This is a genomic window from Streptomyces pseudoechinosporeus (genome assembly GCF_054783935.1).
In genome coordinates this window covers 136,936-161,090 of record NZ_BAAGPS010000091.1, presented here as the reverse complement: position 1 = coordinate 161,090, position 24,155 = coordinate 136,936, and the positions used below count along the sequence as shown (strand labels likewise).

The 24,155-nt window shown below is 70.8% G+C and carries 20 protein-coding genes; 15 read left to right on the top strand and 5 right to left on the bottom strand.

Annotated features, from left to right (window positions below):
- Window positions 1-299: 299 nt before the first annotated feature.
- The gene (map, locus tag ACYVO6_RS47585; RefSeq protein WP_461072955.1) at window positions 300-1,067 is read right to left on the bottom strand and encodes a type I methionyl aminopeptidase; all 768 of its coding nucleotides are present in this window, start codon (window positions 1,065-1,067) and stop codon (window positions 300-302) included.
- A gap of 61 nt (window positions 1,068-1,128) precedes the next feature.
- On the opposite strand from map, the gene ACYVO6_RS47580 reads away from it, so the two are divergent.
- The 9 genes from ACYVO6_RS47580 (at window position 1,129) to ACYVO6_RS47540 (ending at window position 12,674) form a co-directional block, all read left to right on the top strand.
- Window positions 1,129-1,380, top strand: a complete 252-nt coding sequence (locus ACYVO6_RS47580; protein WP_461072953.1) for a helix-turn-helix domain-containing protein — start codon at window positions 1,129-1,131, stop codon at window positions 1,378-1,380.
- A 174-nt stretch (window positions 1,381-1,554) separates the two neighbouring features.
- Window positions 1,555-3,195: a hypothetical protein gene (locus tag ACYVO6_RS47575; RefSeq protein ID WP_461072951.1), complete on the top strand. Its 1,641-nt coding sequence runs from the start codon at window positions 1,555-1,557 to the stop codon at window positions 3,193-3,195.
- A 532-nt stretch (window positions 3,196-3,727) separates the two neighbouring features.
- Complete coding sequence (locus ACYVO6_RS47570) at window positions 3,728-4,570, top strand: nitrilase-related carbon-nitrogen hydrolase (RefSeq protein WP_461072949.1); 843 nt, start codon at window positions 3,728-3,730, stop codon at window positions 4,568-4,570.
- Window positions 4,567-5,850 (top strand): aspartate aminotransferase family protein, encoded by a 1,284-nt coding sequence (locus ACYVO6_RS47565; protein WP_461072947.1) that lies wholly within the window; start codon window positions 4,567-4,569, stop codon window positions 5,848-5,850. Before ACYVO6_RS47570 ends, ACYVO6_RS47565 begins: the two co-directional genes overlap by 4 nt.
- A gap of 32 nt (window positions 5,851-5,882) precedes the next feature.
- Window positions 5,883-7,445, top strand: a complete 1,563-nt coding sequence (locus tag ACYVO6_RS47560; protein ID WP_461072945.1) for a PucR family transcriptional regulator — start codon at window positions 5,883-5,885, stop codon at window positions 7,443-7,445.
- Between the two features lie 155 nt (window positions 7,446-7,600).
- Window positions 7,601-8,443: a nitrilase-related carbon-nitrogen hydrolase gene (locus ACYVO6_RS47555; protein ID WP_033320168.1), complete on the top strand. Its 843-nt coding sequence runs from the start codon at window positions 7,601-7,603 to the stop codon at window positions 8,441-8,443.
- Window positions 8,444-8,531: 88 nt separating this feature from the next.
- The gene (gene hydA / locus ACYVO6_RS47550) at window positions 8,532-9,935 is read left to right on the top strand and encodes a dihydropyrimidinase (protein ID WP_461072943.1); all 1,404 of its coding nucleotides are present in this window, start codon (window positions 8,532-8,534) and stop codon (window positions 9,933-9,935) included.
- Window positions 9,936-9,946: 11 nt separating this feature from the next.
- Window positions 9,947-10,966: a TIGR03842 family LLM class F420-dependent oxidoreductase gene (locus ACYVO6_RS47545; RefSeq protein WP_461072942.1), complete on the top strand. Its 1,020-nt coding sequence runs from the start codon at window positions 9,947-9,949 to the stop codon at window positions 10,964-10,966.
- A 142-nt stretch (window positions 10,967-11,108) separates the two neighbouring features.
- Window positions 11,109-12,674 (top strand): NCS1 family nucleobase:cation symporter-1, encoded by a 1,566-nt coding sequence (locus tag ACYVO6_RS47540; protein ID WP_461072941.1) that lies wholly within the window; start codon window positions 11,109-11,111, stop codon window positions 12,672-12,674.
- Between the two features lie 32 nt (window positions 12,675-12,706).
- On the opposite strand, the gene ACYVO6_RS47535 is transcribed toward ACYVO6_RS47540, so the two are convergent.
- Entirely contained in the window at window positions 12,707-13,375 is a 669-nt protein-coding gene (locus tag ACYVO6_RS47535) for a hypothetical protein (RefSeq protein ID WP_461072940.1), read from the bottom strand.
- A 189-nt stretch (window positions 13,376-13,564) separates the two neighbouring features.
- Between ACYVO6_RS47535 and ACYVO6_RS47530 the strand changes: the two genes are divergently transcribed.
- From ACYVO6_RS47530 to ACYVO6_RS47510, 5 genes are all read left to right on the top strand, one after another.
- A complete protein-coding gene (locus tag ACYVO6_RS47530) occupies window positions 13,565-14,191 on the top strand; it encodes a DUF4232 domain-containing protein (protein ID WP_461072938.1) in 627 nt (208 codons plus the stop codon).
- A gap of 68 nt (window positions 14,192-14,259) precedes the next feature.
- The gene (locus ACYVO6_RS47525; protein ID WP_461072936.1) at window positions 14,260-16,098 is read left to right on the top strand and encodes a gamma-glutamyltransferase family protein; all 1,839 of its coding nucleotides are present in this window, start codon (window positions 14,260-14,262) and stop codon (window positions 16,096-16,098) included.
- Between the two features lie 123 nt (window positions 16,099-16,221).
- On the top strand, window positions 16,222-17,067 hold the full coding sequence (locus tag ACYVO6_RS47520) for an inositol monophosphatase family protein (RefSeq protein ID WP_461072934.1): 846 nt from the start codon (window positions 16,222-16,224) through the stop codon (window positions 17,065-17,067).
- Between the two features lie 99 nt (window positions 17,068-17,166).
- Window positions 17,167-18,576, top strand: a complete 1,410-nt coding sequence (locus tag ACYVO6_RS47515; protein ID WP_461073133.1) for a phytoene desaturase family protein — start codon at window positions 17,167-17,169, stop codon at window positions 18,574-18,576.
- On the top strand, window positions 18,573-19,091 hold the full coding sequence (locus ACYVO6_RS47510) for an O-acetyl-ADP-ribose deacetylase (RefSeq protein ID WP_461072932.1): 519 nt from the start codon (window positions 18,573-18,575) through the stop codon (window positions 19,089-19,091). The genes ACYVO6_RS47515 and ACYVO6_RS47510 overlap by 4 nt, the downstream gene beginning before the upstream one ends.
- A gap of 25 nt (window positions 19,092-19,116) precedes the next feature.
- Here ACYVO6_RS47510 and ACYVO6_RS47505 read toward each other — a convergent pair whose 3' ends face one another.
- Entirely contained in the window at window positions 19,117-19,992 is an 876-nt protein-coding gene (locus ACYVO6_RS47505) for an SDR family NAD(P)-dependent oxidoreductase (RefSeq protein ID WP_461072930.1), read from the bottom strand.
- Window positions 19,993-20,180: 188 nt separating this feature from the next.
- Between ACYVO6_RS47505 and ACYVO6_RS47500 the strand changes: the two genes are divergently transcribed.
- Window positions 20,181-21,566 carry a glycosyltransferase gene (locus tag ACYVO6_RS47500; RefSeq protein WP_461072928.1) on the top strand — a complete coding sequence of 462 codons (1,386 nt, stop codon included), beginning with the start codon at window positions 20,181-20,183 and terminating at the stop codon, window positions 21,564-21,566.
- A gap of 15 nt (window positions 21,567-21,581) precedes the next feature.
- On the opposite strand, the gene ACYVO6_RS47495 is transcribed toward ACYVO6_RS47500, so the two are convergent.
- Window positions 21,582-22,520, bottom strand: a complete 939-nt coding sequence (locus tag ACYVO6_RS47495; protein WP_461072926.1) for a DMT family transporter — start codon at window positions 22,518-22,520, stop codon at window positions 21,582-21,584.
- Between the two features lie 30 nt (window positions 22,521-22,550).
- On the bottom strand, window positions 22,551-24,047 hold the full coding sequence (gene hpnR, locus ACYVO6_RS47490; protein WP_461072924.1) for a hopanoid C-3 methylase HpnR: 1,497 nt from the start codon (window positions 24,045-24,047) through the stop codon (window positions 22,551-22,553).
- Between the last annotated feature and the right edge of the window lie 108 nt (window positions 24,048-24,155).

The following is a 24,155-nucleotide window of genomic DNA, read 5'->3' as shown; positions in this document are numbered from 1 at the left end:
GGCCGGTGCGTCAGCCCGTCGCAGGCGGGGCGTACGGCCCTTTGCTGGTACAGGGTGCGGGTGGCCTGAGACCGAACCTAAGCGACGGGCATACGACGCACCGGCCCACGACCCCTCCCGCCGGGGGGAGGCTGCGGGCACGTGGGGGGCTGGTGAGCATGGTGGCTGGCGGTTCCGGGAGCGCCCCTTCAGGGGCGCGGGGAACTGCGCGACCAGCCACGACGGGCCCGCACTCGCCCATGAACCGAACCCGCCCTCCCGGTAGGCGCCCCCGCTCAACCGCCGGAGGTAATCGGTCGCTACCGGGCCGTCAGGACTCGTGGGCCCGAGTCTGTGATGGCCACCGTGTGCTCGGCGTGGGCTGCTCGGGAGCCGTCGTTGGTTCGGAGGGTCCAGCCATCTGCGGCTGCGTGGTAGGCGTCGGCGCCGGAGGCGATGAGCATGGGCTCGATGGCCAGGACCATGCCGTGGCGGAGGGGGAGGCCGCGGCCGGGGCGGCCCTCGTTCGGGACCGGTGGGTCCTCGTGCATGCGGCGGCCGATGCCGTGGCCTCCGAAGCCGTCCGGGATGCCGTAGCCCGCCGTGCGGCACACCGTGCCGATGGCGTGTGCGATGTCGCCGATGCGGTTGCCGACGACGGCCGCCTCGATGCCCGCCGCCAGGGCGCGCTCAGCGGTCTCGACGAGGCGTACGTCGGCGGGGCGGGGCCGGCCCACGACGAAGCTGATCGCCGAGTCGCCTGCCCAGCCGCCCAGTTCGGCACCGAAGTCGGCGGAGAGCAGGTCGCCGTCGCGCAGCCGGTAGTTGGTTGGGATGCCGTGCACGATCGCGTCGTTCACGGAAGTGCACAGGACTGCCGGGAAGGGTGTGGGGGCGAAGGAGGGCCGGTAACCGAGGAAGGGGGAGTTGGCACCCGCGCTGCGCAGGACGTCGTGGGCGACCTCGTCCAGTTCCAGGAGCGAGACGCCGATGTCTGCGGCCTTCCGCACCGCCGTGAGGGCCTGGCCCACGACCTGGCCCGCTTCGTACATCGCGTCGATAGACGTGTCCGTCTTCAGTTCAACCATGCCAATTACTATACCGATCGGCACCTATTAATATACCGCTTGCCGGTATTAGTATGGGGCCATGGTGAGAAACCCCCTGACCCCCGAAGAGCGTGAACGCGGCGAGCGACTCGGCCAGTTGCTGCGCGAGGCCCGTGGCAGCCGCAGCATGGCGGAGGTCGCCGCCAGCGCGGGCCTCTCCGCCGAGACGCTCCGCAAGATCGAGACCGGCCGGGCTCCGACCCCCGCCTTCTTCACCGTGGCGGCACTGGCCGGAGCGCTGGGTCTGTCGATGGACGAGATCGCGGGGCGGTGTGCCCTGACGGGTGTGTAGATGTCCTTCGCGTTATGGGACTTGCCGGCCTCCCGAAGCTCCGCCGCGCACGTCACGTTCCGAGCGGGGCGGAGTACTGTGCGTCCCGTCCGAAAGCCTCTCGTAGCACATCCGTAACACGAATGGTGTTTTCTACCGGAACGGAGTACTCCAGGCTGGCGTGGGGTGAACATAATGGCGGTGGAACAACTCCCGGGCCAGGTACGGGAGTTCGCTCAGTATCTCAAAGGGCTGCTGACCCGGCTTGACCAGGGCAGCGGGTGGTGCGCTGTGTTCTGGCAGCGCGATCCCGAAGGGATGCGGGCCTGCGTGGACGGCTGGGAAGTGCCGCCCTGGGACGTCGTGGAGGCCCTCCTCCAGGACCTCGCCGCCGCATACGGTGACCGGGCCGCCGCGCAGGAGACCGAGCGGGCACGCGCCCTCCACCGCGCCTCACTAGCCGCGTACGACGCCCGGCCCGGCGGCCGGGACGCCCTCGGCGACCGCCTCGACGTCATGCTCCGCGAACAGCGCTACGCCGCCGAACGCCAGGCGGAACTCACCCAGTCGCTCCGCGCCGCCACCTCCCGCGACGAGGCCGACTCCATACGCCTCGACCTGGCCTGGGCCCGCGACGACCACGAACGCGCCACCGCCCGCTGCGCCGAAATCCGGTCCCGCATGGATGAGTTGGACCGCCGGACGCCGGGCGGACACGCACGTGAGGCGATGACGATCCCTCCAGGGGATGGCGGGGGCGTGGTCTGGGTCGATGAGGGGTCCGACGGGGGCGAGGGGTCGACGGACGACCGGTACGACGACGGTTACGGGGGGTCGTCCCACGGGCGCGGTGGTGCGTACGGCTCCGAGCGTGCCGTCGGGGGCCGCGTGGGCGCGCCGCGCCGGGAGTCGACCGAGGATGACTGGCCGGACATCTGGCGGGACTCGACCACGCGTCGGGCTGCCTGGCAGCCCGACGTCGGCGTGGACACCCCGGCCCCGATGCCCGCCTCGCCCTCGCCCGAACACGCCAGCCCGTCCGACGACCGACCGTCTGTAGTCGACCCCCGCGCCGAGCCATCCGCACCCACCGCCCCAAAGGGGGGCAAGGCGGCCAAGCAGCGCTCCAAACGGCGGTCCCGGGGCAGTGCCCGCTTCGCCGGGATCGAAGCGGACACCGGTGCCACCGCCGTACCGGCCATGCCCGCGCCTGCCGTCACGGAACGCAGCCCGCGGGGGGTTCGTTACGCGGGGGTCGCCGAGGAGGCGGAGCGGCGGCCGTCGGCGCGGCGCGAGCCGTTGGACGACGATGCGCGGCGGGCCACGGTCGAGACGGTCGAGCGGCTCGTCCGGCTGCGTCGCGAGGGTCACAGCGGGGAGGCACACGTCCTGCTGGCCGAGGCCGCGTACTGGCCTGCGGCCCGCTTTCCCCTACTCGCCGCCGAGCTGCACCGCGCGGGCCTGGGTGCGGACTGGGCCACGCTGCTGTGGGAGGCGGTTTCGCTGCCTGCCGACCGGCTGGTCGCGGCGGCCGATGCGCTCGCGGCGGCGGGACGTACGACGGACGGCCGGCAGATGCTGAGACAGGGCGTCGCACGGCCCGCCGCGGAGATCGGCGAGGCGGTGCTTGCGCTCTCGCGGGAGGGCCGCGATCGCGAGGTGCACGCCCTCCTTGACGCCTACGTGCGCGTCCGCACGCCCGAGGAAGCGGCTCGCAGCGCGGCCCCCGACCCGGCGCGCCTGGCCCCCCTCCTCCTCGAGGCGGCCAAGGCCGTCTCGGAGGAACGCCACTGGGACCTGGTCCACGCGCTGCGCGTCGCGGGTTACACGGGGTGACGACGCCTCTGCCTCCGGCGGTTGGGCGGTTGGGTTCGTTTTCGGGTGCGGGTGCGTGGTGGCTGGTCGCGCCGTTCCCCGCGCCCCTGGGTGGGTGGTGGGTGCGGGGCCGTGGGCCGGTGCGTCAGCCCGTCGCAGGGTGGGCATACGGCCCGGTGTCGGTACACGGTCCTGGTTCTCCGAGACCGAACCTACGCGACGGGCATACGACGCACCGGCCCACGGCCCCTCCCGCCGGTGGGAGGGTGCGGGGTTCGTCGGGGTGCGGGCTTTTCCAGGGCGCGGGATCTTCGGGGCGCGGGAAGGCGCAGGTTTTTAGGGGCGCGGGGAACTGCGCGACCAGCCACGACGGGCCCGCAGTCGACAACGAACCCAACCGCCCCCCACAGGAGTGGGAAACCTGATCGATTCCCCCGGTTAACGGCGATGGTCTTGCCCAGCGCAGCGGCTCCGCTTACTTTCGGGGCTCTACGACCAGCGTCTACGGGCGTAGAGTCGTAGAGGTTGACGTCCCGGTCGAAGGAGCAAGCTCATGGCCAACGTCGTACGTGCCGCTCTGGTCCAGGCCACCTGGACCGGCGACACCGCAACCATGGTCGCCAAGCACGAGGAACACGCCCGCGAAGCGGCTCGCCAGGGCGCGAAGGTCATCGGGTTCCAGGAAGTCTTCAACGCCCCGTACTTCTGCCAGGTCCAGGAGCCGGAACACTACAGCTGGGCCGAGCCCGTACCGGACGGCCCGACCGTGACGCGTATGCAGGAGCTCGCGCGCGAAACCGGCATGGTCATCGTCGTCCCGGTCTTCGAGGTCGAGCAGTCCGGCTTCTACTTCAACACCGCGGCGGTGATCGACGCCGACGGAACCTACCTCGGCAAGTACCGCAAGCACCACATCCCCCAGGTCAAGGGCTTCTGGGAGAAGTACTACTTCAAACCGGGCAACCTGGGCTGGCCCGTCTTCGACACGGCCGTCGGCAAGGTAGGCGTCTACATCTGCTACGACCGCCACTTCCCTGAGGGCTGGCGCCAACTCGGTCTGAACGGCGCCCAGTTGGTCTACAACCCCTCCGCGACCTCCCGCGGCCTCTCCGCCTACCTCTGGCAGTTGGAGCAGCCCGCCGCCGCCGTCGCCAACGAGTACTTCATCGCCGCGATCAACCGTGTCGGCCAGGAGGAGTACGGCGACAACGACTTCTACGGGACGAGTTACTTCGTCGACCCCCGCGGGCAGTTCGTCGGCGAGACCGCGAGCGACAAGAGCGAGGAACTCGTCGTACGCGACCTCGACTTCGACCTCATTGAAGAAGTGCGGCAGCAGTGGGCCTTCTACCGGGACCGCCGGCCTGACGCGTACGAAGGACTGGTGCAGCCATGAGTGACCTGTACGCCCGCCACAAAGCCGTCCTCCCCGACTGGCTCGCCCTCTACTACGCCGACCCCCTCGAGATCACCCACGGCGAGGGCCGCCACGTCTGGGACGCCGGAGGGAAGAAGTACCTCGACTTCTTCGGCGGGATTCTGACCACCATGACCGCGCACGCGCTCCCCGAGGTGACGAAGGCCGTCAGTGAGCAGGCCGGCCGGATCATCCACACCTCGACCCTCTACCTCAACCGGCCGATGGTCGAACTCGCCGAGCGCATCGCCCAGTTGTCCGGCATCCCGGACGCCCGCGTCTTCTTCACGACGTCCGGCACGGAGGCCAACGACACCGCGCTTCTGCTGGCGACCGCGTACCGGCAGAGCAACCAGATCCTGGCGATGCGCAACAGCTACCACGGCCGTTCGTTCAGCGCGGTGGGCATCACCGGCAACAAGGGCTGGTCGCCGACCAGCCTCTCGCCCCTCCAGACGCTGTACGTCCACGGCGGCGTCCGCACCCGCGGCCCGTACGCCGAGCTCGGCGACGCCGAGTTCATCGCGGCCTGCGTCGACGACCTGGAGGACCTGCTCGGGCATGTCCGCGCGCCCGCGGCCCTGATCGCCGAACCCATCCAGGGCGTCGGCGGCTTCACCGCGCCGCCGGACGGACTGTACGCGGCCTTCCGTGAGGTGCTCCAGAAGCGCGGCATCCTGTGGATCGCCGACGAGGTGCAGACCGGCTGGGGCAGGACCGGCGACCACTTCTGGGGCTGGCAGGCCCACGGCCAGAGCGGTCCACCCGACATGCTGACCTTCGCCAAGGGCATCGGCAACGGTATGTCGATCGGCGGTGTCGTCGCCCGTGCCGAGGTCATGAACTGCCTTGACTCCAATTCCATTTCGACCTTCGGCGGCTCTCCGGTCACGATGGCCGCCGGGAACGCCAACCTCACGTACCTCCTCGAACACGACCTCCAGGGCAACGCCCGCCGCGTCGGCGGAATGCTCATCGAGCGGCTGCGGGCCGTCGCCGCGCAGCTTCCGGGCGTACGCGAGATCCGTGGCCGGGGGCTGATGATCGGCGTCGAGCTGGTGAAGCCCGGCACCGACGAGGCCGACCCCGACGCGGCCGCCGCTGTGCTCGAAGCGACCCGCGAGGAAGGCCTGTTGATCGGCAAGGGCGGCGGTCACAACACCAGCGTGCTGCGCATCGCACCGCCGCTCTCGCTCACCGTCGCGGAGGCCGAAGAGGGCGCCGCGATCCTCGAGCGCGCGCTGAGGAGCATTCAGTAACGCAAGATTGGCAAGAACGAAGGTGCGCCGCCATGACCACCACCTTGGAACCCGCCCTCTCGGTCCGCCAGGTCCTCGGCCTGGAGCGGGTGCTCGCCGGAGAGCCCGAGGTGGTGGCCGGTGCGAGCCAGCTCGACCGGCCCGTGCGCTGGGTGCATGTCGCCGAGGCCGCCGACGTCGGCGTGATGCTCAGCGGCGGGGAGATGGTCCTCACCACCGGCGTGCTGCTCGCCGGTGACGTGGAAGCGCAGGCCGAGTACATTCGCTCGCTGCACCGCGCGGAGGCCGCCGCCGTCGTGCTGGGCCTGGGGCGCGCCTTTCCCGCAACGCCTGATGTGATGCGCCGGGCCGCCGAGCGGTGCGGGCTGCCGATGGTGGTGCTCCATCGGCCGTTCCCCTTCGCCGAGTTGACGGAAGAGGTCCAGTCCCGGCTCGTACGAAGGAAGTTCGCGGCCGTCAGTCTCTCGGAGGCCGTACGGACCGCGCTGACCGGGCTCATCACCGCGGGCGCCCCGCTGCAACGCCTGCTCGACGAGGTCGCAGGACACAGCGCCTGCCCCGTCGTCGTCACCAACCTCGCGCACCGCGTGCTCGCGACGGCGGGGGAGCGGTCCGCGGTGGACGACGTGCTGCGTGACTGGGAGCGCATCGCGCGGCAGGCGGGCGGCAGCGAGGGCGACGGCTGGGTCCGTGCCGAGCTGGGCGGGCGCGGGGAGCGCTGGGGGCGCATCGTGTTGTGCGGCTATCGGGGCGATGGTGCCACCGGGCGGCTGCTCGCCGACCGCGCCGCCGAAGCCCTCGTACTGCATCGCATGCTCGGCGGGCCCGCGCCTTCCTGGGAGGAGCAGTCCGCGCAGGGCCTGCTGACCGACCTCGTCTCCGGTGGCGTACCGGCCCGGCAGCTGTTGCCGCGGGCGCGGGCGGCCGGGCTGCCCGTCAACCGGCGGACGTTCGTGCCGCTGGTGGTACGGGACGGTGAGCCCGCCCAACTCGACCGGGTGCTGCGGTTGTTGGGGATGCCCGGCCTTGTCGCCGAGCTGGCCGACGGAGTCACCGCCGTGCTGCTGAGCCTGGCCCGGGACCAGGACGCGGAGGCACTGGCGACGCACTTCGCGACCCGGTGGCGTACGGAGTCGGGGGCGCACAAGACGGTCGTCGCCGCCGCGGATCCGCGGACCGTGTGGGACGACGTGCCCGCCGGTCTGCGCGAGGCCCAGCATGTGGCCGACGCGGTCGCGGCGACGCCCACCGAGCTGGACGTTCCGGTGGTGGTGCGGCTGCGGGACGTACATCTGCGGGGCCTGATCCGGCTGCTGCGGGACGATCCGCACGTCCAGTCGTTCGCCGAGCGGGAGCTGGACGGGCTGCTGTGCGGGGACGGCGCGGCCGAGCAGGAGCTGCTGCCTGTGCTGCGGACGTATCTCGCGACCGGCCGCAACAAGTCGCGTACGGCCCAGCTCCATCACGTCTCCCGGCCCGCCCTGTACCGCCGGCTGGAGGCCATAGAGGCGCGGCTCGGGGTCGATCTCGACGACTTCGAGCAGGCCGCGTCCGTGCACATCGCGCTCCTCGCGCACGACGCGCAACAGGGGTGAAACATGGAACGGCATGGGAAAACGGTGGTGAAACATGGGCCGACGGCGGAGTGACACCGTGGAACGCCATGCCCCCGTAGACGTGACACCGTGCATCTCAAAGACCTCTTTCGGACTTCCTAGGCTCACCGCACACCGAGCGACCGGAGGTCCCGATGAGCAGAGTGGTCCGCGCCGCCGTCTTCCAGACCGCCTGGACAGGCGACAAGGAATCGATGATCCAGGTCCACGAGCAGGCGGCCCGCGACGCCGCCGCGCAGGGCGCCCAAGTCCTGTGTTTCCAGGAGCTGTTCTACGGGCCGTACTTCTGCCAGGTCCAGGACAAGGCGTTCTACGAGTACGCCGAGCAGATCCCCGAGGGGCCGATCGTGCGCCGCTTCCAGGCGCTCGCCAAGGAGTTGGGCATCGTCCTGGTGCTGCCGATGTACGAGGAGGAGCAGCCCGGCGTCCTCTACAACACCGCGGCGGTGATCGACGCCGACGGCTCGTACCTCGGCAAGTACCGCAAGACGCACATTCCGCAGGTCGAGGGCTTCTGGGAGAAGTTCTACTTCCGGCCCGGCAACAGCGGCTGGCCGGTCTTCGACACCGCCGTGGGCAAGATCGGCGTCTACATCTGCTACGACCGGCACTTCCCGGAGGGCTGGCGCGCGCTCGGTCTCGCCGGGGCCGAGATCGTCTTCAATCCATCGGCCACCTCGCGCGGTCTGTCCGGCTACCTCTGGCAGCTGGAGCAGCCTGCCTCGGCTGTCGCCAACGAGTACTTCGTGGGCGCCATCAACCGGGTGGGCGTGGAGGAGCTGGGCTCCAACGACTTCTACGGGACCTCGTACTTCGTGGACCCGGAGGCGCAGTTCGTCGGGGAGGTGGCGAGCGACAAGGAGACCGAACTCGTCGTACGCGACCTCGACATGGCCAAGCTCCGCGAGGTCCGCGACCGCTGGCAGTTCTACCGCGACCGGGCCCCTGGGGCTTACGAGCCGCTGACCGCACCCTGACCGCCGTCCCGGCGTCCGCCGATCCGGCGGACGCCGGGCTCATCCGTACGTCATCAGCACCCACCACGGCAGGACCAGGAGAGGGAGCATGAGCAGTCGTACCGTCATCCGCGGTGGCCTAGTCATCACCGCGTCCGACGAAATCCACGCGGACGTCCTCATCGAGGACGGCCGCATCGCCGCCCTCGCCGCGAGCGGCACCCCCGCCGCCGAGGCCTGGACGGCCGAGCGGATCATCGACGCCACCGGAAAGTACGTGATTCCGGGCGGCGTCGACGCCCATACGCACATGGAGCTGCCGTTCGGCGGCACTTTCGCCTCCGACACCTTCGAGACCGGCACCCGGGCCGCGGCCTGGGGCGGCACCACGACGATCGTCGACTTCGCCGTGCAGAGCGTGGGCCACTCGCTGCGCGAGGGCCTGGACGCCTGGAGCGCCAAGGCCGACGGCAAGTGCGCCATCGACTACGGCTTCCACATGATCGTCTCCGACGTCAACAGTGAGACGCTCAAGGAGATGGACCTGCTCGTGGAGGAGGGCGTCACCTCCTTCAAGCAGTTCATGGCCTACCCCGGCGTCTTCTACAGCGACGACGGCCAGATCCTGCGCGCCATGCAGCGCTCCGCCGAGAACGGCGGGCTGATCATGATGCACGCCGAGAACGGCATCGCGATCGACGTCCTCGTGGAGCAGGCGCTGGCTCGCGGTGAGACCGACCCCAGGTATCACGGCGAGGTGCGGAAGGCGCTGCTTGAGGCCGAGGCCACGCACCGCGCCATCAAGCTCGCGCAGGTCGCGGGCGCCCCGCTGTACGTTGTGCACGTCTCGGCGATGGAGGCAGTCGCCGAGCTGGCACGGGCGCGCGACGAGGGCCTGAACGTCTTCGGTGAGACCTGCCCGCAGTATCTGTTCCTGTCCACGGACAACCTCGCGGAGCCCGACTTCGAGGGGTCCAAGTACGTGTGCTCCACGCCCCTGCGGCCCAAGGAACACCAGAAGTACCTGTGGCGGGGCCTGCGTACGAACGACCTCCAGGTCGTCTCCACCGACCACTGCCCCTTCTGCTTCGTCGGCCAGAAGGAGCTCGGCCGCGGCGACTTCTCCAAGATCCCCAACGGTCTGCCGGGTGTCGAGAACCGCATGGACCTCCTCCATCAGGCCGTCGTCGACGGACACATCACCCGCCGCCGCTGGATCGAGATCGCCTGCGCCACTCCGGCCCGGATGTTCGGCCTGTACCCGAAGAAGGGCACGATCGCGCCGGGCGCCGACGCCGACGTCGTCATCTACGACCCGCAGGCCGAGCAGACCATGTCCGCCGAGACGCACCACATGAACGTCGACTACTCGGCGTACGAGGGCAAGAGCGTCACCGGCCGTGTCGAGACGGTCCTTTCGCGGGGCGAACTCGTCATCACCGAGCGGGAGTTCACCGGACGCGCCGGGCACGGCGTCTACACCCCCCGTTCCACCTGTCAGTACTTGAACTAGGAGTGGCGCCAATGGACTTCGGACTCGTCCTGCAGACGGACCCCCCTGCCTCCCGTGTCATCAGCCTGATGAAGCGGGCCGAGCGCAACGGCTTCACGTACGGCTGGACCTTCGACTCCGCCGTGCTGTGGCAGGAGCCGTTCGTGATCTACAGCCAGATCCTGTCGAACACGTCGAAGCTGAAGGTCGGCCCGATGGTCACCAACCCGGGGACCCGCACCTGGGAGGTCACCGCATCGACCTTCGCCACGCTCAACGACATGTTCGGCAACCGCACGATCTGCGGTATCGGCCGCGGCGACTCCGCGATGCGGGTCGCGGGGCGGAAGCCGAACACGCTCGCGCGGATCAGCGAGGCCATGAAGGTCATCCGTGCCCTCGGCAGCGGCGAGGAGGCGGACCTCGGCGGCACGGTGATCAAGTTCCCGTGGGTCAAGCCCGGCGCCGAACTCCCGGTCTGGATGGCCGCGTACGGCCCGAAGGCGCTGAAGATGACGGGCGAGGAGGCCGACGGCTTCATTCTCCAGCTCGCCGATCTGTATCTGACCGAGTACATGGTCAAGGCCGTGCGCGACGCGGCGGTGGCGGTCGGGCGTGACCCGTCCGACGTCAAGATCTGTGTGGCCGCGCCCGCGTACATCACCGAGGACGACTCGCCCGAGGCGCTCGCCCACGCGCGGGAGCAGTGCCGCTGGTTCGGCGGGATGGTCGGCAACCATGTCGCCGATCTCGTCTCCAAGTACGGCGATCACTCCGACGTGGTTCCGGAGGCGCTCACGGACTACATCAAGGCCCGCGAGGGCTACGACTACTCGCACCACGGACGCAGCGGCAACCCCGACACCCAGTTCGTGCCCGACGAGATCGTCGACCGGTTCTGTCTGATCGGCACGGCCGAGCAGCACATCGAGAAACTGAACGCGCTGCGCGAGCTGGGCGTCGACCAGTTCGCCGTCTACGACATGCACGACGCGCAGGAGGCCGTGATCGACACGTACGGCCAGAAGGTCATCCCCGCCCTGAGCTCCTGACCGGACCGCCGACTCCTGACGCGCGGCACCACCGCTCCTCCCCAGCTCCCCGACCCCCCACTCCTTGTCTCCCCTCCCTGCCCGGGGAGGGGCCAAGGGGCCCGCACGGCCTCTCCCGTCCCGCTTATTGATTGGCCTGCCCATGACCGAAACAGCCCCCACGGGGTCGCCCACCCTCCAGAGCGCCGACGCCGAAGGCCGGATAGAGCTCGCCCCCGGGGCCTTCCCCACCGACAGCCCCTTCGCCAACGAGGACCTGCGCCCCGTGCCGCTCGCCGAGCGGCGCTGGACGACCTACAACTTCGCCGCGCTGTGGATCGGGATGGCGGTCAACGTCCCGTCGTGGACGCTCGCTGCCGGCCTGGTCGCGCTCGGTATGGACTGGAAGCAGTCCGTGCTCACCATCGCGCTCGGCAACGTCATCGTGCTGCTGCCGATGCTGCTGACCGGTCACGCGGGGCCGAAGTACGGCATTCCGTTCCCCGTGCTCGCCCGTGCCTCATTCGGGCTGCGCGGCGCCAATCTGCCGGCGCTGCTGCGCGGACTGGTGGCCTGCGCCTGGTTCGGCATCCAGACCTGGATCGGCGGTCAGTCCATCTACTTCCTCGCCGGGAAGCTGTCCGGGGCGGGCAGCTGGTGGACCGACGCCGGCAAGGTCGGCGGCTATCCGTGGACACAGTGGCTGTGCTTCCTGCTCTTCTTCGCCATCGAGATCGTCATCATCCTGCGCGGCATGGACGCGGTGCGGCGGCTGGAGAACTGGGCGGCGCCGCTGATGCTGGCCGGCGCGGTGGCGCTGCTGGTGTGGATCGCGAACAAGGCGGGAGGCTTCGGCCCGCTGCTCGACCAGCCCTCGCAGCTCGGCTGGGGCGCCGACTTCTGGAAAGTCTTCTTCCCGGCGCTGATGGGCATGATCGGCTTCTGGTCGACACTCTCCCTCAACATCCCCGACTTCACCCGCTTCGGCGCCGGACAGAAGGCCCAGATGTGGGGCCAGTCGCTGGGACTGCCGACCACCATGGCCGCGTTCGCACTGCTGTCGGTGCTGGTCACCTCTGGCGCGCAGGCCGTGTACGGCGAGCCGATCTGGGACCCGAGCCAGCTCGCGGCCCGGATGGACAGCACGATCGGGGTGCTCTTCGCGCTGTTCATCCTGCTGCTCGCCACGCTGTCCACGAACGTCGCCGCCAACCTGGTCAGCCCGGCGTACGACCTGTCCAACCTGGCCCCGAAGCTCATCAACTTCCGCGCCGGGGCGCTCATCGCCTGCTGCATCGGCGTGATCATCTTTCCCTGGAAGCTGATCGAGAACCCGGACATCTACATCTTCACCTGGCTGGGTACCGTCGGCGGCCTCCTCGGCACCGTGGCCGGCATCCTCATCGCCGACTACTGGCTGGTCCGCCGTACTCATCTGGACCTGCCCGGCCTCTACACCGAGGGCAGCCGCTACTGGTACAGCTCCGGCTGGAACTGGCGGGCCCTGGTGGCCTTCGCCGTGGGCGCCGTCCTCGCCGTGGGCGGCTCGTACTCCAACGTCGACGCCGATGGCAACAAGGCCGGCCCCTTCCCGGCGGACGGACTGATCCCGTTCCTGAAGCCGCTCGCCGACTACGGCTGGGCGGTGGGCCTGGGAGCGGCGCTGTTGTTGTACGTGGTGCTGATGGGGGGCAAGGAGCGCGAGCCCCAGCCTCAGGACGCCGCCTGACGCACTGGTGCGGGTCGCGCTGGAGAACGGCTCTACTGGGCCTTCTCCAGCGCGGCCACCGCCTCCTTGGCGGCCTTGATGGCGCCCTTGTTGATCTCGTCCGTACTGGGCGCCTTCTTCGTCTCGAAGTCACTGCCGTTGTACGTGATGACCACCAGCGCGTTGGACGCGCGGACGATCACCGTGCCTTCGCGCGTCTGCTGCTTGTCCTCGGTGGTGAGGTTCACGACGGAGTACGCCTCGTCGCCGACCCCGGGGACCGCTCCTCCGCCGCTCTGCTTCGTGATGCGTTCCTTGTACGCGGTGGCGGCGGTCTGGTCGGTCTTCTTGATCTCGTACGAGACGTCGAGCCAGCGGTAGTCGAACCCCTTGAGCGCGTTCCAGGAGCAGGTGCGGCGCACCGACTCGTCGGTCGACGGGATCTCCTTGCCGGCCGTCTTGGCGCTCGGCACCAGTGAGGTCACCGTCTTCTCCCCGATCCCTTGGCAGGGCTTGGGCGAGACGCGGTACGTCTGGCTCGCCGCCGCCGTGGACGGCGCGGACGGCGACGCGCTGGGTCTGTCCGAGGCCGCCTTGTCGTCCGCGTCCCCGGCCGGGGACGCGGCGAACGGCCCGGACGCCAGCGCCCAGCCCGCCGAGGCGAGCACGGCGACCGGCAGCAGACGCGCGGTGAGGGAGAGCGGCAGAGGAAGAGAACGCACGGCGCACTTCTCGTGGGGGATGGGTGCGGAGGGGGCCACACGGCGGACGGGACGCCAGTGTCACATGCCTCCTTGTGAGGCGAAAGTGCGAACTCGCTCCGTGCCCGTGTGGTCACAGCGGCTGGCTGTTGACGGACGCGGTCACGCGGAGTGAACCCTTCCGCCGAGGGTGCGTGCGATGATCGGCGCGTGATCGCGATACGCCGCAGGCCAGCCCGTTTTGCCGTCCTCGCCTGCCTGCTGGCGCTGAGCGCGAGCGGCTGCGGGCTCTCCGACGAACTGGAGCGTGAGCGCAACCCGGACCCCAAGCCTCCGCCTTCACCGTCCCTGACCCTGAGCGTGGAGCCGCCCCCGGCCGTCACTCCCGAAGCCTCGCCGAGCGTGCCGGTCCAGCAGGAGTCCGGCTGCCCGCCGTCCGGTGTGCGCTTCGGCACCGAGCTCGTCCAGGGCGCCATGGGACTGCGCGCCACGAGCCTCATCCTGACCAACTGCGGTTCACGGCCGTACGAGTTGAACGGCTACCCCTCCATCCAGGTGCTCGACGAGGAGAGCCTGCCCCTCACGGGAGTGCGCACCGTCGAGGGCACGGACGAGGTGTCCATGGCCCCGGAGGACCCCGGCCCCGAGCCGCTGACGCTCGCTCCTGGCGAGAGGGCGTACGCGAGTCTGTACTGGCGGATGAACAACGAGAAGGGCATCTATCTGCGCGTCACGCCCGCGAAGGGACGCGAGGTCACGACAGTACGAGCCGAGGACTACCTCGACATCGGCCCCGACAACGTCTTGGGGACGTCGCCCTGGAAGCCGATGGAGTAGCGGGTACTCGAGGGCGCGGACGGGTACGTACGATCTTCGGACGCCCGCCCGGCAGTGAGGAGTCGCCCGTGTTCACGACCCGTCCCACGCTCCAGGGCACCTTCGGCATGGTGTCGTCCACGCACTGGCTGGCCTCGCAGTCAGCGATGGCTGTGTTGGAGGACGGCGGCAACGCGTACGACGCCGCCGTCGCCGCGGGCTTCGTACTGCATGTCGTCGAGCCCCACCTGAACGGGCCCGCGGGCGAGGTACCGATCATCCTGGCCCCGGCGGGCGGCGAGGTCCGGGTGCTGTGCGGACAGGGCGTGGCGCCGGCCGGGGCGAAAATCGCCCACTACAGGGGACTCGGTTTGGATCTCGTACCCGGTACGGGACCGCTCGCCGCCGCCGTTCCCGGTGCCTTCGACGCCTGGATGCTGCTCCTGCGGGACCACGGCACGAAGCCCCTCGCCGACGTCCTGAAGTACGCCATCGGGTACGCGGAGGACGGGCACGCGCCCGTGGAGCGCGTCGGCGAGACCGTCGAGACCGTACGGGAGCTCTTCGAGACCGAGTGGACCTCTTCGGGCGAGGTGTATCTGCCGGGCGGCCGAGCCCCGCGGCCGGGCGAGCTGTTCCGGAACCCGGTGCTGGCCGCGACCTGGAGGCGGCTGATCACGGAGGCGTCCCGGGCGGGCGGTGACCGGGTCGCGCAGATCGAGGCCGCGCGGCGGATCTGGCGTGAGGGCTTCATCGCCGAGGCCCTGGTGCGGCAGGCAGGGCGGCCGACCAGGGACACCAGCGGCGAACGCCACGCGGGCACGCTGACGGCAGCCGACCTGGCCTCCTGGTCCGCGTCCTACGAGGCTCCGGTGACGTACGACTGGCGGGGCTGGACCCTGTGCAAGGCGGGCCCCTGGAGCCAAGGGCCGGTCCTCCTCCAGCAGTTGGCCCTGCTGCCGCCCGAGCCGCCGCGGTACGGCTCCGCAGAGTACGTCCATCTGCTGATCGAGGGCTGCAAGCTCGCGATGGCCGACCGGGAGGCGTGGTACGGGGACGCGGCCGACGTACCGGTGGGGGAGCTGCTGTCGGAGGAGTACAACGCCGGGCGGCGGGCCCTCGTCGGGGAGAAGGCCTCGTACGAGTTGCGGTCCGGGAGTCCTGGAGGACGTACTCCGCGACTGAGTCACCACGCGCGCGTGGTGGCCACCGGGGAGGCGGGGTTCGATCCGCTCGCGGCGCCGGGCGCGGGGGAGCCGACCGTGGCCAAGAGCCCGAGGTCGCCGGTGCCCGGGGAGCCGGACGTCTCGGCGGACGGCGGTACTCGGGGCGACACCTGCCACCTCGATGTCGTCGACCGCTGGGGCAACATGGTCGCCGCCACGCCCAGCGGGGGCTGGCTGCAGTCCAACCCGGTCGTGCCGGAGCTGGGCTTCCCGCTCGGCACCCGGCTCCAGATGGCCTGGCTGGAGGAGGGGTTGCCCAACTCCCTTACGCCCGGGCGCCGTCCGCGTACGACGCTCACGCCCTCGCTCGCGCTGCGGGGCGGGGTGCCGGTCATGGCGTTCGGCACGCCCGGCGGTGACCAGCAGGACCAGTGGCAACTGCACTTCTTCCTGGCCGTCGCCCTGCGCTCCGAGGTGCGCGGCGGACTCGACCTCCAGGGCGCGATCGACGCCCCGAACTGGCACAACGACAGCTTCCCCGGCTCCTTCTACCCGCGCGGCATGCGCCCCGGCAGCGTCACCGTCGAGTCCCGCATGGACCCGGCCGTCGTCGAGGAGCTGCGTCGCCGGGGCCACGAAGTGCAGGTCGGCGAGGCCTGGTCCGAGGGGCGGCTGTGCGCGGTCGCGCGGGACCCGGAGACCGGGGTGCTGTCGGCGGCGGCGAATCCTCGGGGGATGCAGGGGTACGCGGTCGGACGCTGATCCCTGAGGCCGCTGACACCCGAGGCTGCTGACGCCCCAGGTGCGTGGGGGAGTTCATGGCGATTCCACCCGGAGTGCACCGACCGGGTGAGGATTGTCAGTGGCCCGTGCTCTCATGGAGTGGTGATCGAAGACAGCGAAACCATCGAAGAGTTTCTCGCGCACGGTATGTCCGACGTAGAGGAAGCGGTCCGCAAGGCGGCGGCGACGGAGATCATGCCGCGCTTCCGGCAGCTCGCCGCGCACGAGATCGACGAGAAGACGGGCCCGCACGACCTGGTGACGGACGCCGACCGCAAGGCCGAGGAGTACCTCACGGCCACGCTCGGCGCCCTGCTGCCCGGCTCGGTCGTGGTCGGCGAGGAGGCGGTGCACGCCAACCCGTTGACGTACGAGGCGATTCAGGGCGAGGCGCCGGTGTGGATCGTCGACCCGGTTGACGGGACACGCCAGTTCGTGCATGGCAACCCCGGCTTCGCCACACTGGTCGCGCTCGCACTGGGCGGCCAGGTGCTCGCCTCCTGGACGTACGCTCCGGCGCTCGACCTGTTCGCCACGGCGATACGGGGTTCAGGCGCCGCTCTCGACGGGGTGCCCCTGCGCTCCGGTTCGCCCGCGCCGGACCGCCCGCTCGAAGTGGCCACGTCCCACCCGGACTTCACGACCGACGACGAGAAGCGCGCCCTGCTCGGCCTGCGCACGGAGGGCGTGCGGACCCGGCCCTGCGGCTCCGCCGGCCTCGAGTATCTTGCCGTCGCACGCGGCGAGTTGGACGCTACCGGCTTCTCCTGGGAAGCGGCCTGGGACCATGCGGCCGGCCTGCTGCTGGTCGAGGAGGCGGGCGGCGCCCATCTGACCCGCGCGGGCGAGCCGTTCCGCATAACCGGCGGCAACACACTCCCGTTCACCGCGGCCCGGGACGCGGCCACGGCTCACCGGGTGGCGGGCCTGCTGGCGGGCGGAGCCTGACGTACAGCTGCGCTACCCGCGCCCCGCGGCTGTCACCGCCCCGGCATATCCTGATCCCGAGTGGCCATCGGCTGACGAAGGAGTCCGAAGGTGCCGTCGATGCTCGATGCGGTCGTGGTGGGTGCGGGGCCGAACGGGCTGACCGCTGCCGTGGAGCTGGCCCGCCGCGACTTCAGCGTGGCCGTCTTCGAGGCGCGCGACACCGTCGGCGGAGGCGCCCGCACCGAGGAGCTCACGCTGCCCGGCTTCCGGCACGACCCATGCTCGGCCGCGCACCCGCTGGGCGTCAACTCGCCCGCCTTCAAGGCGATGCCGCTCGGTCGGTACGGCCTGGAGTGGCTGCACCACGAACTGCCCATGGCGCACCCCTTCCCGGACGGCACGGCGGCCGTGCTGTCACGCTCCGTGGCCGAAACGGCCGCGTCCTTCGGGCCGCGCGATGCGGGGACGTACCGCAGGCTGGTCGAGCCCTTCACCGGCAGATGGGACACGCTCGCCCGGGACTTCATGTCGCTGCCGCTCACCGCGCTGCCCCGTGACCCGGTCACCCTCGCCCGCTTCGGTCTCGTCGGCCTGCCGCCCTCTACATGGCTGACGCGCAGATTCCGAGATGAGCGGGCCAAGGCGCTGTTCGCCGGTCTGGTCGCACACGTCATGGCCCCGCTCGACGGCTTCGCCACCGGCGCCGTCGGCCTCGTCTTCGCGCTGGCCGCGCACGCGGGCGGCTGGCCCGTGGCGCGCGGCGGCTCCCAGTCGATCTCCGACGCGCTCACCGCGTATCTCAAGGACCTCGGCGGCACCGTCCACACCGACTACGAGGTCAAGCGCCTCGACGACCTGCCGCCCGCGCGCGCGTACGTCTTCGACACCTCGCCCGCCGCGCTCAGCCGGATCGCGGGCTTCGGGCGGTACTACGAGCGGTATCGCTACGGGCCGGGCGTCTTCAAGATCGACTACGCCCTGGACGGGCCGGTGCCCTGGGCGGCGAAGGAGGCCCGCCGCGCCGGGACGGTGCAGATCGGGGCGAGCAGGGCCGAGATCGGCACCGCCCTGCGCGCGGCCTCGCGGGAAGGGCGGGCCCCCGACGTCCCGTTCCTGATCACCGTGCAGCCCAGCGTCGTCGACCCCTCCCGGGCGCCGGACGGAAAGCAGGTCTTCTGGGCGTACGGCCATGTGCCGAACGGCTGGACCGGAGACCTCACGGACGCGATCGAGCGCCAGCTGGAGCGGTTCGCGCCGGGCTTCCGGGACCGCGTCCTGGCCCGGGCCACGGCGGGCCCGCCCGAGATCGCCGCCCGCAACGCGAACTACGTGGGCGGCGACATCGCCTGCGGCGCGGCCTCCGGACTGCAGTTGATGCTGCGGCCCAAGCTGTCCCTGTTCCCGTACAGCACACCGCATCCGGCCGTGTTCATCTGCTCCTCGGCCACCCCGCCGGGGCCGGGCGTGCACGGAATGTCGGGGCACAACGCCGCCAAGGCCGTATGGAGGAGGCTGCGCCAGTCATGAGCGCCACGACCACCATCGAACTCGTCCAGGGCGACATCACCCGGCAGTCCGTCGACGCCATCGTGAACGCCGCGAACTCCTCGCTCCTCGGCGGCGGAGGCGTTGACGGCGCCATCCACCGGCGCGGCGGCCCCGCCATCCTCGACGAATGCCGCAAGCTTCGCGCCTTCCAGTACGGCAAGGGCCTGCCCACCGGGCAGGCGGTCGCCACGACCGCGGGCGAACTCGACGCCCGCTGGGTGATCCACACGGTGGGCCCCGTCCACAGCCAGAGCGAGGACCGCTCCGACCTGCTGGCTTCCTGCTACCGCGAGTCGCTGCGGGTCGCGGACGAACTGGGAGCCCGCACGGTCGCGTTCCCCGCGATCTCCACCGGCATCTACGGATGGCCGATCGACGACGGCGCGCGGATCGCGGTGGAGACGGTGCGAGCCACGGACACGGCGGTCGAGGAGGTCAGGTTCGTCCTCTTCGACGAGCGGGCATACGAGGCGTTCGCCGCACAGCTCCGCTGACCGGCTCGGCGCCCGGGAAGCAGCGTCAGCCGAACCGGGCCGCGAGACGCCGATACAGGGCCGGTGCCGCGCCGTGCAGTCGGCCGGGCAGGCGGAGCCAGCCGGGTACGTACACCTCGTCGCGGTCGCGGGTGACGGCCTGCCAGACGGCCTCGGCGACTCGCTCGGCCGGTATCGGCCTGGGGCGCGAGCGTGCGTAAGGAGCGCCGCGCCGTTCGAAGAACGGGGTGTCCACGACCCCGGGAATGACATGGCTGATCCCCACGCCCGTGCCGCGCAACTCGTAGCGGAGGGCCTCGGCGAAGGTGCCGAGGGCTGCCTTGGCGGCGGAGTAGACGGCCTCGCCGCGTACCCCGAGGCTGCCCGCGACGGAGCCGATGAGTACGACCCGGCCGGTGCCCCGGCTGACCATGCCCGGCAGCAGGAGGCGTACCAGATGCATGGGCGCCAGTACGTCGACGGAGAACACCTCGTCGATGGCCCGTGGCGGCATGGTGTCGAACGGCCCGGCCCAGCCGATGCCGGCCCCGGCCACCAGCAGATCCACCCGGCCGGCCGTGTTCATGACGTACTCGGCCAGCCGTCGGTCCGCCCCCGGCTCGGCCAGATCCGTGGGGAAAGCGGCGGCCGAGGTGTCCTTGGCGCTCTGGTCGAGGTCCAGGGCGACCCGCTCGAGCCGCGTCCGGTCGCGCCCGTTGAGTACGAGGTGCCAGTTGCCCTCCGCCGCCAGGCGCCGGGCGACGGCGGCGCCGATGCCCGAGGACGCGCCCGTCACCAGGGCCACGTTCGTCTTCGGCGCCGACGCATCGGCGAGGTGCGGGCGGGCGTCCGGGGCCGTCCCGGCCGAGGCGTCGACGGGCGCGGTGGCTTCGGAGCCGGTGTGGGATGAGTCGTGGGGCACGGTAGTCGTCCTCTGCAACCGGTGAAGCCATATGTCGGTTGGTGACGGGTACTCCGGGCCCAGTGTACGAAGAGACCGTCCCGTACGGGCCGGGCCGTGCACAGGCAGTTGTACGCCCCCGCCTCCCGCCGCACCCACCTGCCCGAATCCCTGATAAGGGGTGCAGGGCGACGGGTACAACGACTGTCATGGGCGAATCACTTTCCGGGCTTTCGGGATCTTCCGGACTTTCCGTCGTCGAGGCCTACGGGCGCCCCGGCACCGGCCGCGCGCACGATTCCGTCCCCTCCGTCGCGGTCCTCGTGGAACTGCTCAGGAACGGCTCGGCCGGCGGTCACGTCAAGTGCTGGGAGCACCTCGCCGAAGCCGCGGCCCAGCACTCCGGACCCGGCCCCGGCATCGACCTGACCGTGTACGTCCTCGGCGAGCGGGAGGGCGTGGAGCCGCTGTCGCCGCGCGTACGGTTCGTCAGCCTGCGACCGGTGCTCAGCACGGCGGCCTTGATGCCCGCGGTCGGCGGAGTCGACATCGTCGATCTCGCGCCCTTCCACCCCCGGCTGTCCCGGCTCCTGCCGCGCCACGACGTCTGGCACCTCACGCATACCTTCGCCTTCGCCTCGACGGCGGCCTTCCTGGTCCGTCGCGCGGACTGGGCCAGGACAACGGCACAACCGGGTGTGGTGGGTTCGCTCCACACGGACGTACCGGCCCTGGCGTCCGTGTACGTACGGCAGATGCTCGGCAGGACACCGGCCCTGGCCTGGATGGACGGCCGGTTCCCCGGCGGCGGCGCGCCGGCGGCGGTCGCCGGGCTGGCCCGGCGGCGACGCGACCGGCTGATCCGGATATGCGACCGGGTGCTGGTCGCTTCGCCGAACGACCGCGCCCAGATCACCGCGTTGACGGACCCCGACCAGGTCTCGCAGTTGCGGCGCGGCATCGACCGTGAGCGGTTCCGGCCTGATCCCTGGGCCCGCGGCGCACTCGCCCGTGCCCACGGCGTGCCGGTGGACCGGCCGCTCATCCTGTTCGTGGGCCGCGTGGACGCTTCCAAGCGCGCCCTGCTGCTCGCCGAGGCGGTGGACCGGATGCGGCGCCAGGGGCATGCCGTACATCTGCTGATGGTCGGCCGGGGCGCCGACCGGGGCCGGGTCGCGGAACTGCTCGGCCCCGATGTGACGCTGCTCGGGCCGCAGCCCCAGGAGTGGCTGGCCCGGGTGTACGCCGGATGCGATGTGTTCGCCTTCCCGTCCCGGACGGAGACCGTCGGCAACGTCGTCGCCGAGGCGATGGCCTGCCGCCTCCCCGTCGTACTGCCCGCGGACGCCCGCACCACACAGTGGCTGGCCGGGCCGGGACGGGACGGCCTGGTCGTACGGCACGACAACGCGGAGGGCTGGGCGCAGGTGCTGGCCGAGTTGGTGACCCGGCCGGAGCTGCGCCGCGTGGTGGGGGAGCGGGCTCTCGCCACGGCCCGGCACCGGCACCCCACCTGGGCTCAGGTGTTCGCCGACGATCTGCTGCCGGTCTGGCAGGAGACGGCGGCCATCAGGTCGGCCACCCGCCGCAGTTGAGGCCACCGTTGCGGGCTACGACCGGAAGTTCCTGGTGCGCTCGGCATTCGCGCGCCCGCGGCCGGGACCGTCAGGAGCCGAGGGCTGGTACATCTCGCGTGGGTGCAGCGCGGCGATCAGGGGCGACGAGTTCAGCCGTACGATCCCGAAGACCGTCAGGCACACACCCAGGACCGTGAAACCCGAGGTGGGCCAGCCGTGGTGCAGTGACTCCCCGAACAACGTCGTGCCGGTCGCGATGGCCACGGCCGGTTCGGTCGCGTCGATCACCGTCATCGTGGCGGCCAGCGGCCCCGCCTGGAACGCGCTCTGGATCAGCAGCAGCCCGGCGAAACTGGCGATGACCAGCAAATACGTCTGCCATGCCGTGAACAGCGAGAGCAGGCCCCGTTCCATGTGCGCGACGGTGATGGTCAGCAGCACGGACTGGAAACCCATCACCGCTCCGCCGGCCAGGGCCACGAGGGACGCCCGCCACGTACCGCCGACGAACCGGCGCGCCACCAGCGCGCCAAGCGTCACCCCGCAGACCGAGCCCAGCGCCATCAGCCAGGGGCCGAGATCCGCGCCCGTCGAGCTGCCGCCGTGCGGCCGTGCGGTGGACAGGGCGAGCGCCAGACCGGCCGCCACCGCGAGTGTGCCGAACCACTCCCGGGCGCCCAGCCGCTTGCGGCTGAGCCGCGCGGACAGCGGCACCGCGAAGATCAGCTCACAGACGATCAGCGGCTGCACCAGGCTGAGCGGTGCGGACGCCAGGGCCAGGGCCTGGAATCCGTAGGCAAGGAAGGCGAAGGCGATCCCGGACAGCCACAGCGGCCGTCGGATCAGATGGCGCAGCAAGGTCCAGGACAGTGCCTCCTCGGCGGGCCGGGCGCTGGCTGCCCGCTGCTGGAGTACTCCCGCCAGGGCGAAGCAGGCGCCCGCGGTGAGTGAGGCGAGGACGGCGACCGGCATGCCGGGCCCTGTTCCGGGGCTCGCGGCCGGTCAGTGCTGCGGCCCTGGCGGCTTGGCGTGGGCGGCCGGCCGGGTGTGGACGTACAGCTCGCGGCGGTCGCCGAGCTCGGTGTGCGGGGGCAGCGGCAGTTCGTAGCGGACCGGGCGGGCGTGGTCGGCGAGCTGGCGCTGCGGGTTGTAGACCCGGTTGAACTTCCACAGCATGCGGGCGAAGTTCGTCTGGCCGTGGGCGAGGTTGCGGCCGAGGACGCGCGCCGCGCCGAAGGCGGTGCGCAGACCGAGATGCTTCTGGTGCAGTACGGCCTGGGTGCTGACCAGCTCCCGGTAGAAGACGTCGAGCGGCAGAGCCGTAGGCACGACGGCGTGCTGGATGTCGAAGAGCCGGTAGTCGCGGGTGGTCAGCCGGCGCGACTCGGTGTGCCAGATCTCCGTACCCGGATACGGCGTCATCACGGTGAGGTGGACGATCTCCGGTACGGACAGCGCGAACTCGCGGACGATCCGGAAGCGTTCCTCGTCCCAGGCCGGATCCACGATCAGGTTGATGGCGACGCTGATGCCGAGCTTGCGGGCCGTCTCCAGGGCGTGGAAGTTCTCGTCGGGGCTGACCCGTTTGCGGTACAGATCGAGGCCCTCCTCGTCGAGCGCCTCCATGCCGAGGAACATGTAGCTCAGCCCCAGCCGGGCCCAGCGCTCGAAGACCTCCGTGTGGCGCAGCAGCACGTCGCTGCGGGTCTCCAGGTAGTAGCGCTTGCGGATCCCCCGGCGTTCCACCTGCGCGGCGATGGCGTCGCCGTGCTCGGGGCGGATGAAGGCGACGTCGTCGACGATGAACACGTTCGGCTCTTGGACGGACGCGAGCTCATCGGCCGCCGCCTCCGGGGACGCCTTGCGGTAGCTGCGGCCGTAGAAGGTCCACGCCGAGCAGAACGAGCAGTCCCAGGGACAGCCGCGAGTGAACTCGATGGAGGCGCACGGGTCGAGTTCCCCGATGAAGTACCGGCGGCGGTGCCGCATGAGGTCGCGGGCCGGGCGGGGCGTGTCGATGCCGTGCAGCAGCCGCGGGGCGGGCCCGTGGCCGTCCAGGGTGACCACGCCCGGGACATCGGCCACGCCGCCGTCACGGACCGCTTCGAGCAGCGGGGCCATGGCCGGTTCGCCCTCGCCGCGGACCACCGCGTCGACGGCTCCCTCCGCCTGGGCGAGCACGTCCTCCGCGACGAAGGAGACGCTGTGGCCGCCGAAGAACACGAAACAGCCGGGTACCGCCCGTTTCGTCCGTTCGGCGATCTCGATGGCCTCCGGAATGTTGGCGAGGTAGTTCAGCGAGATGCCGAGTGCCTCCGGCTGGAAGGACGCCAGTTCCGACCGCAGATCCGCGTGGTCGAGCACCTGGAGGTCCACCACTCGTACCTGATGACCTGCGTCGCGGGCGGCGCCGGCCACTCGTTCAAGACCGAGTGGTTCCAGCCTCAGGAAGATCTCCGAGTACAGCAGGGCGCTGGGGTGGACGAGCAGTAGGCGCATGGGTCACCTCGGGATGGAGAGGGCTGCCGCTGTTCAAACAATGCCAAAGCCCACAGTTTTCGGCTCCTCGGGCGATTTCGGTCGCGAGGGACACGTACCCCACCGACT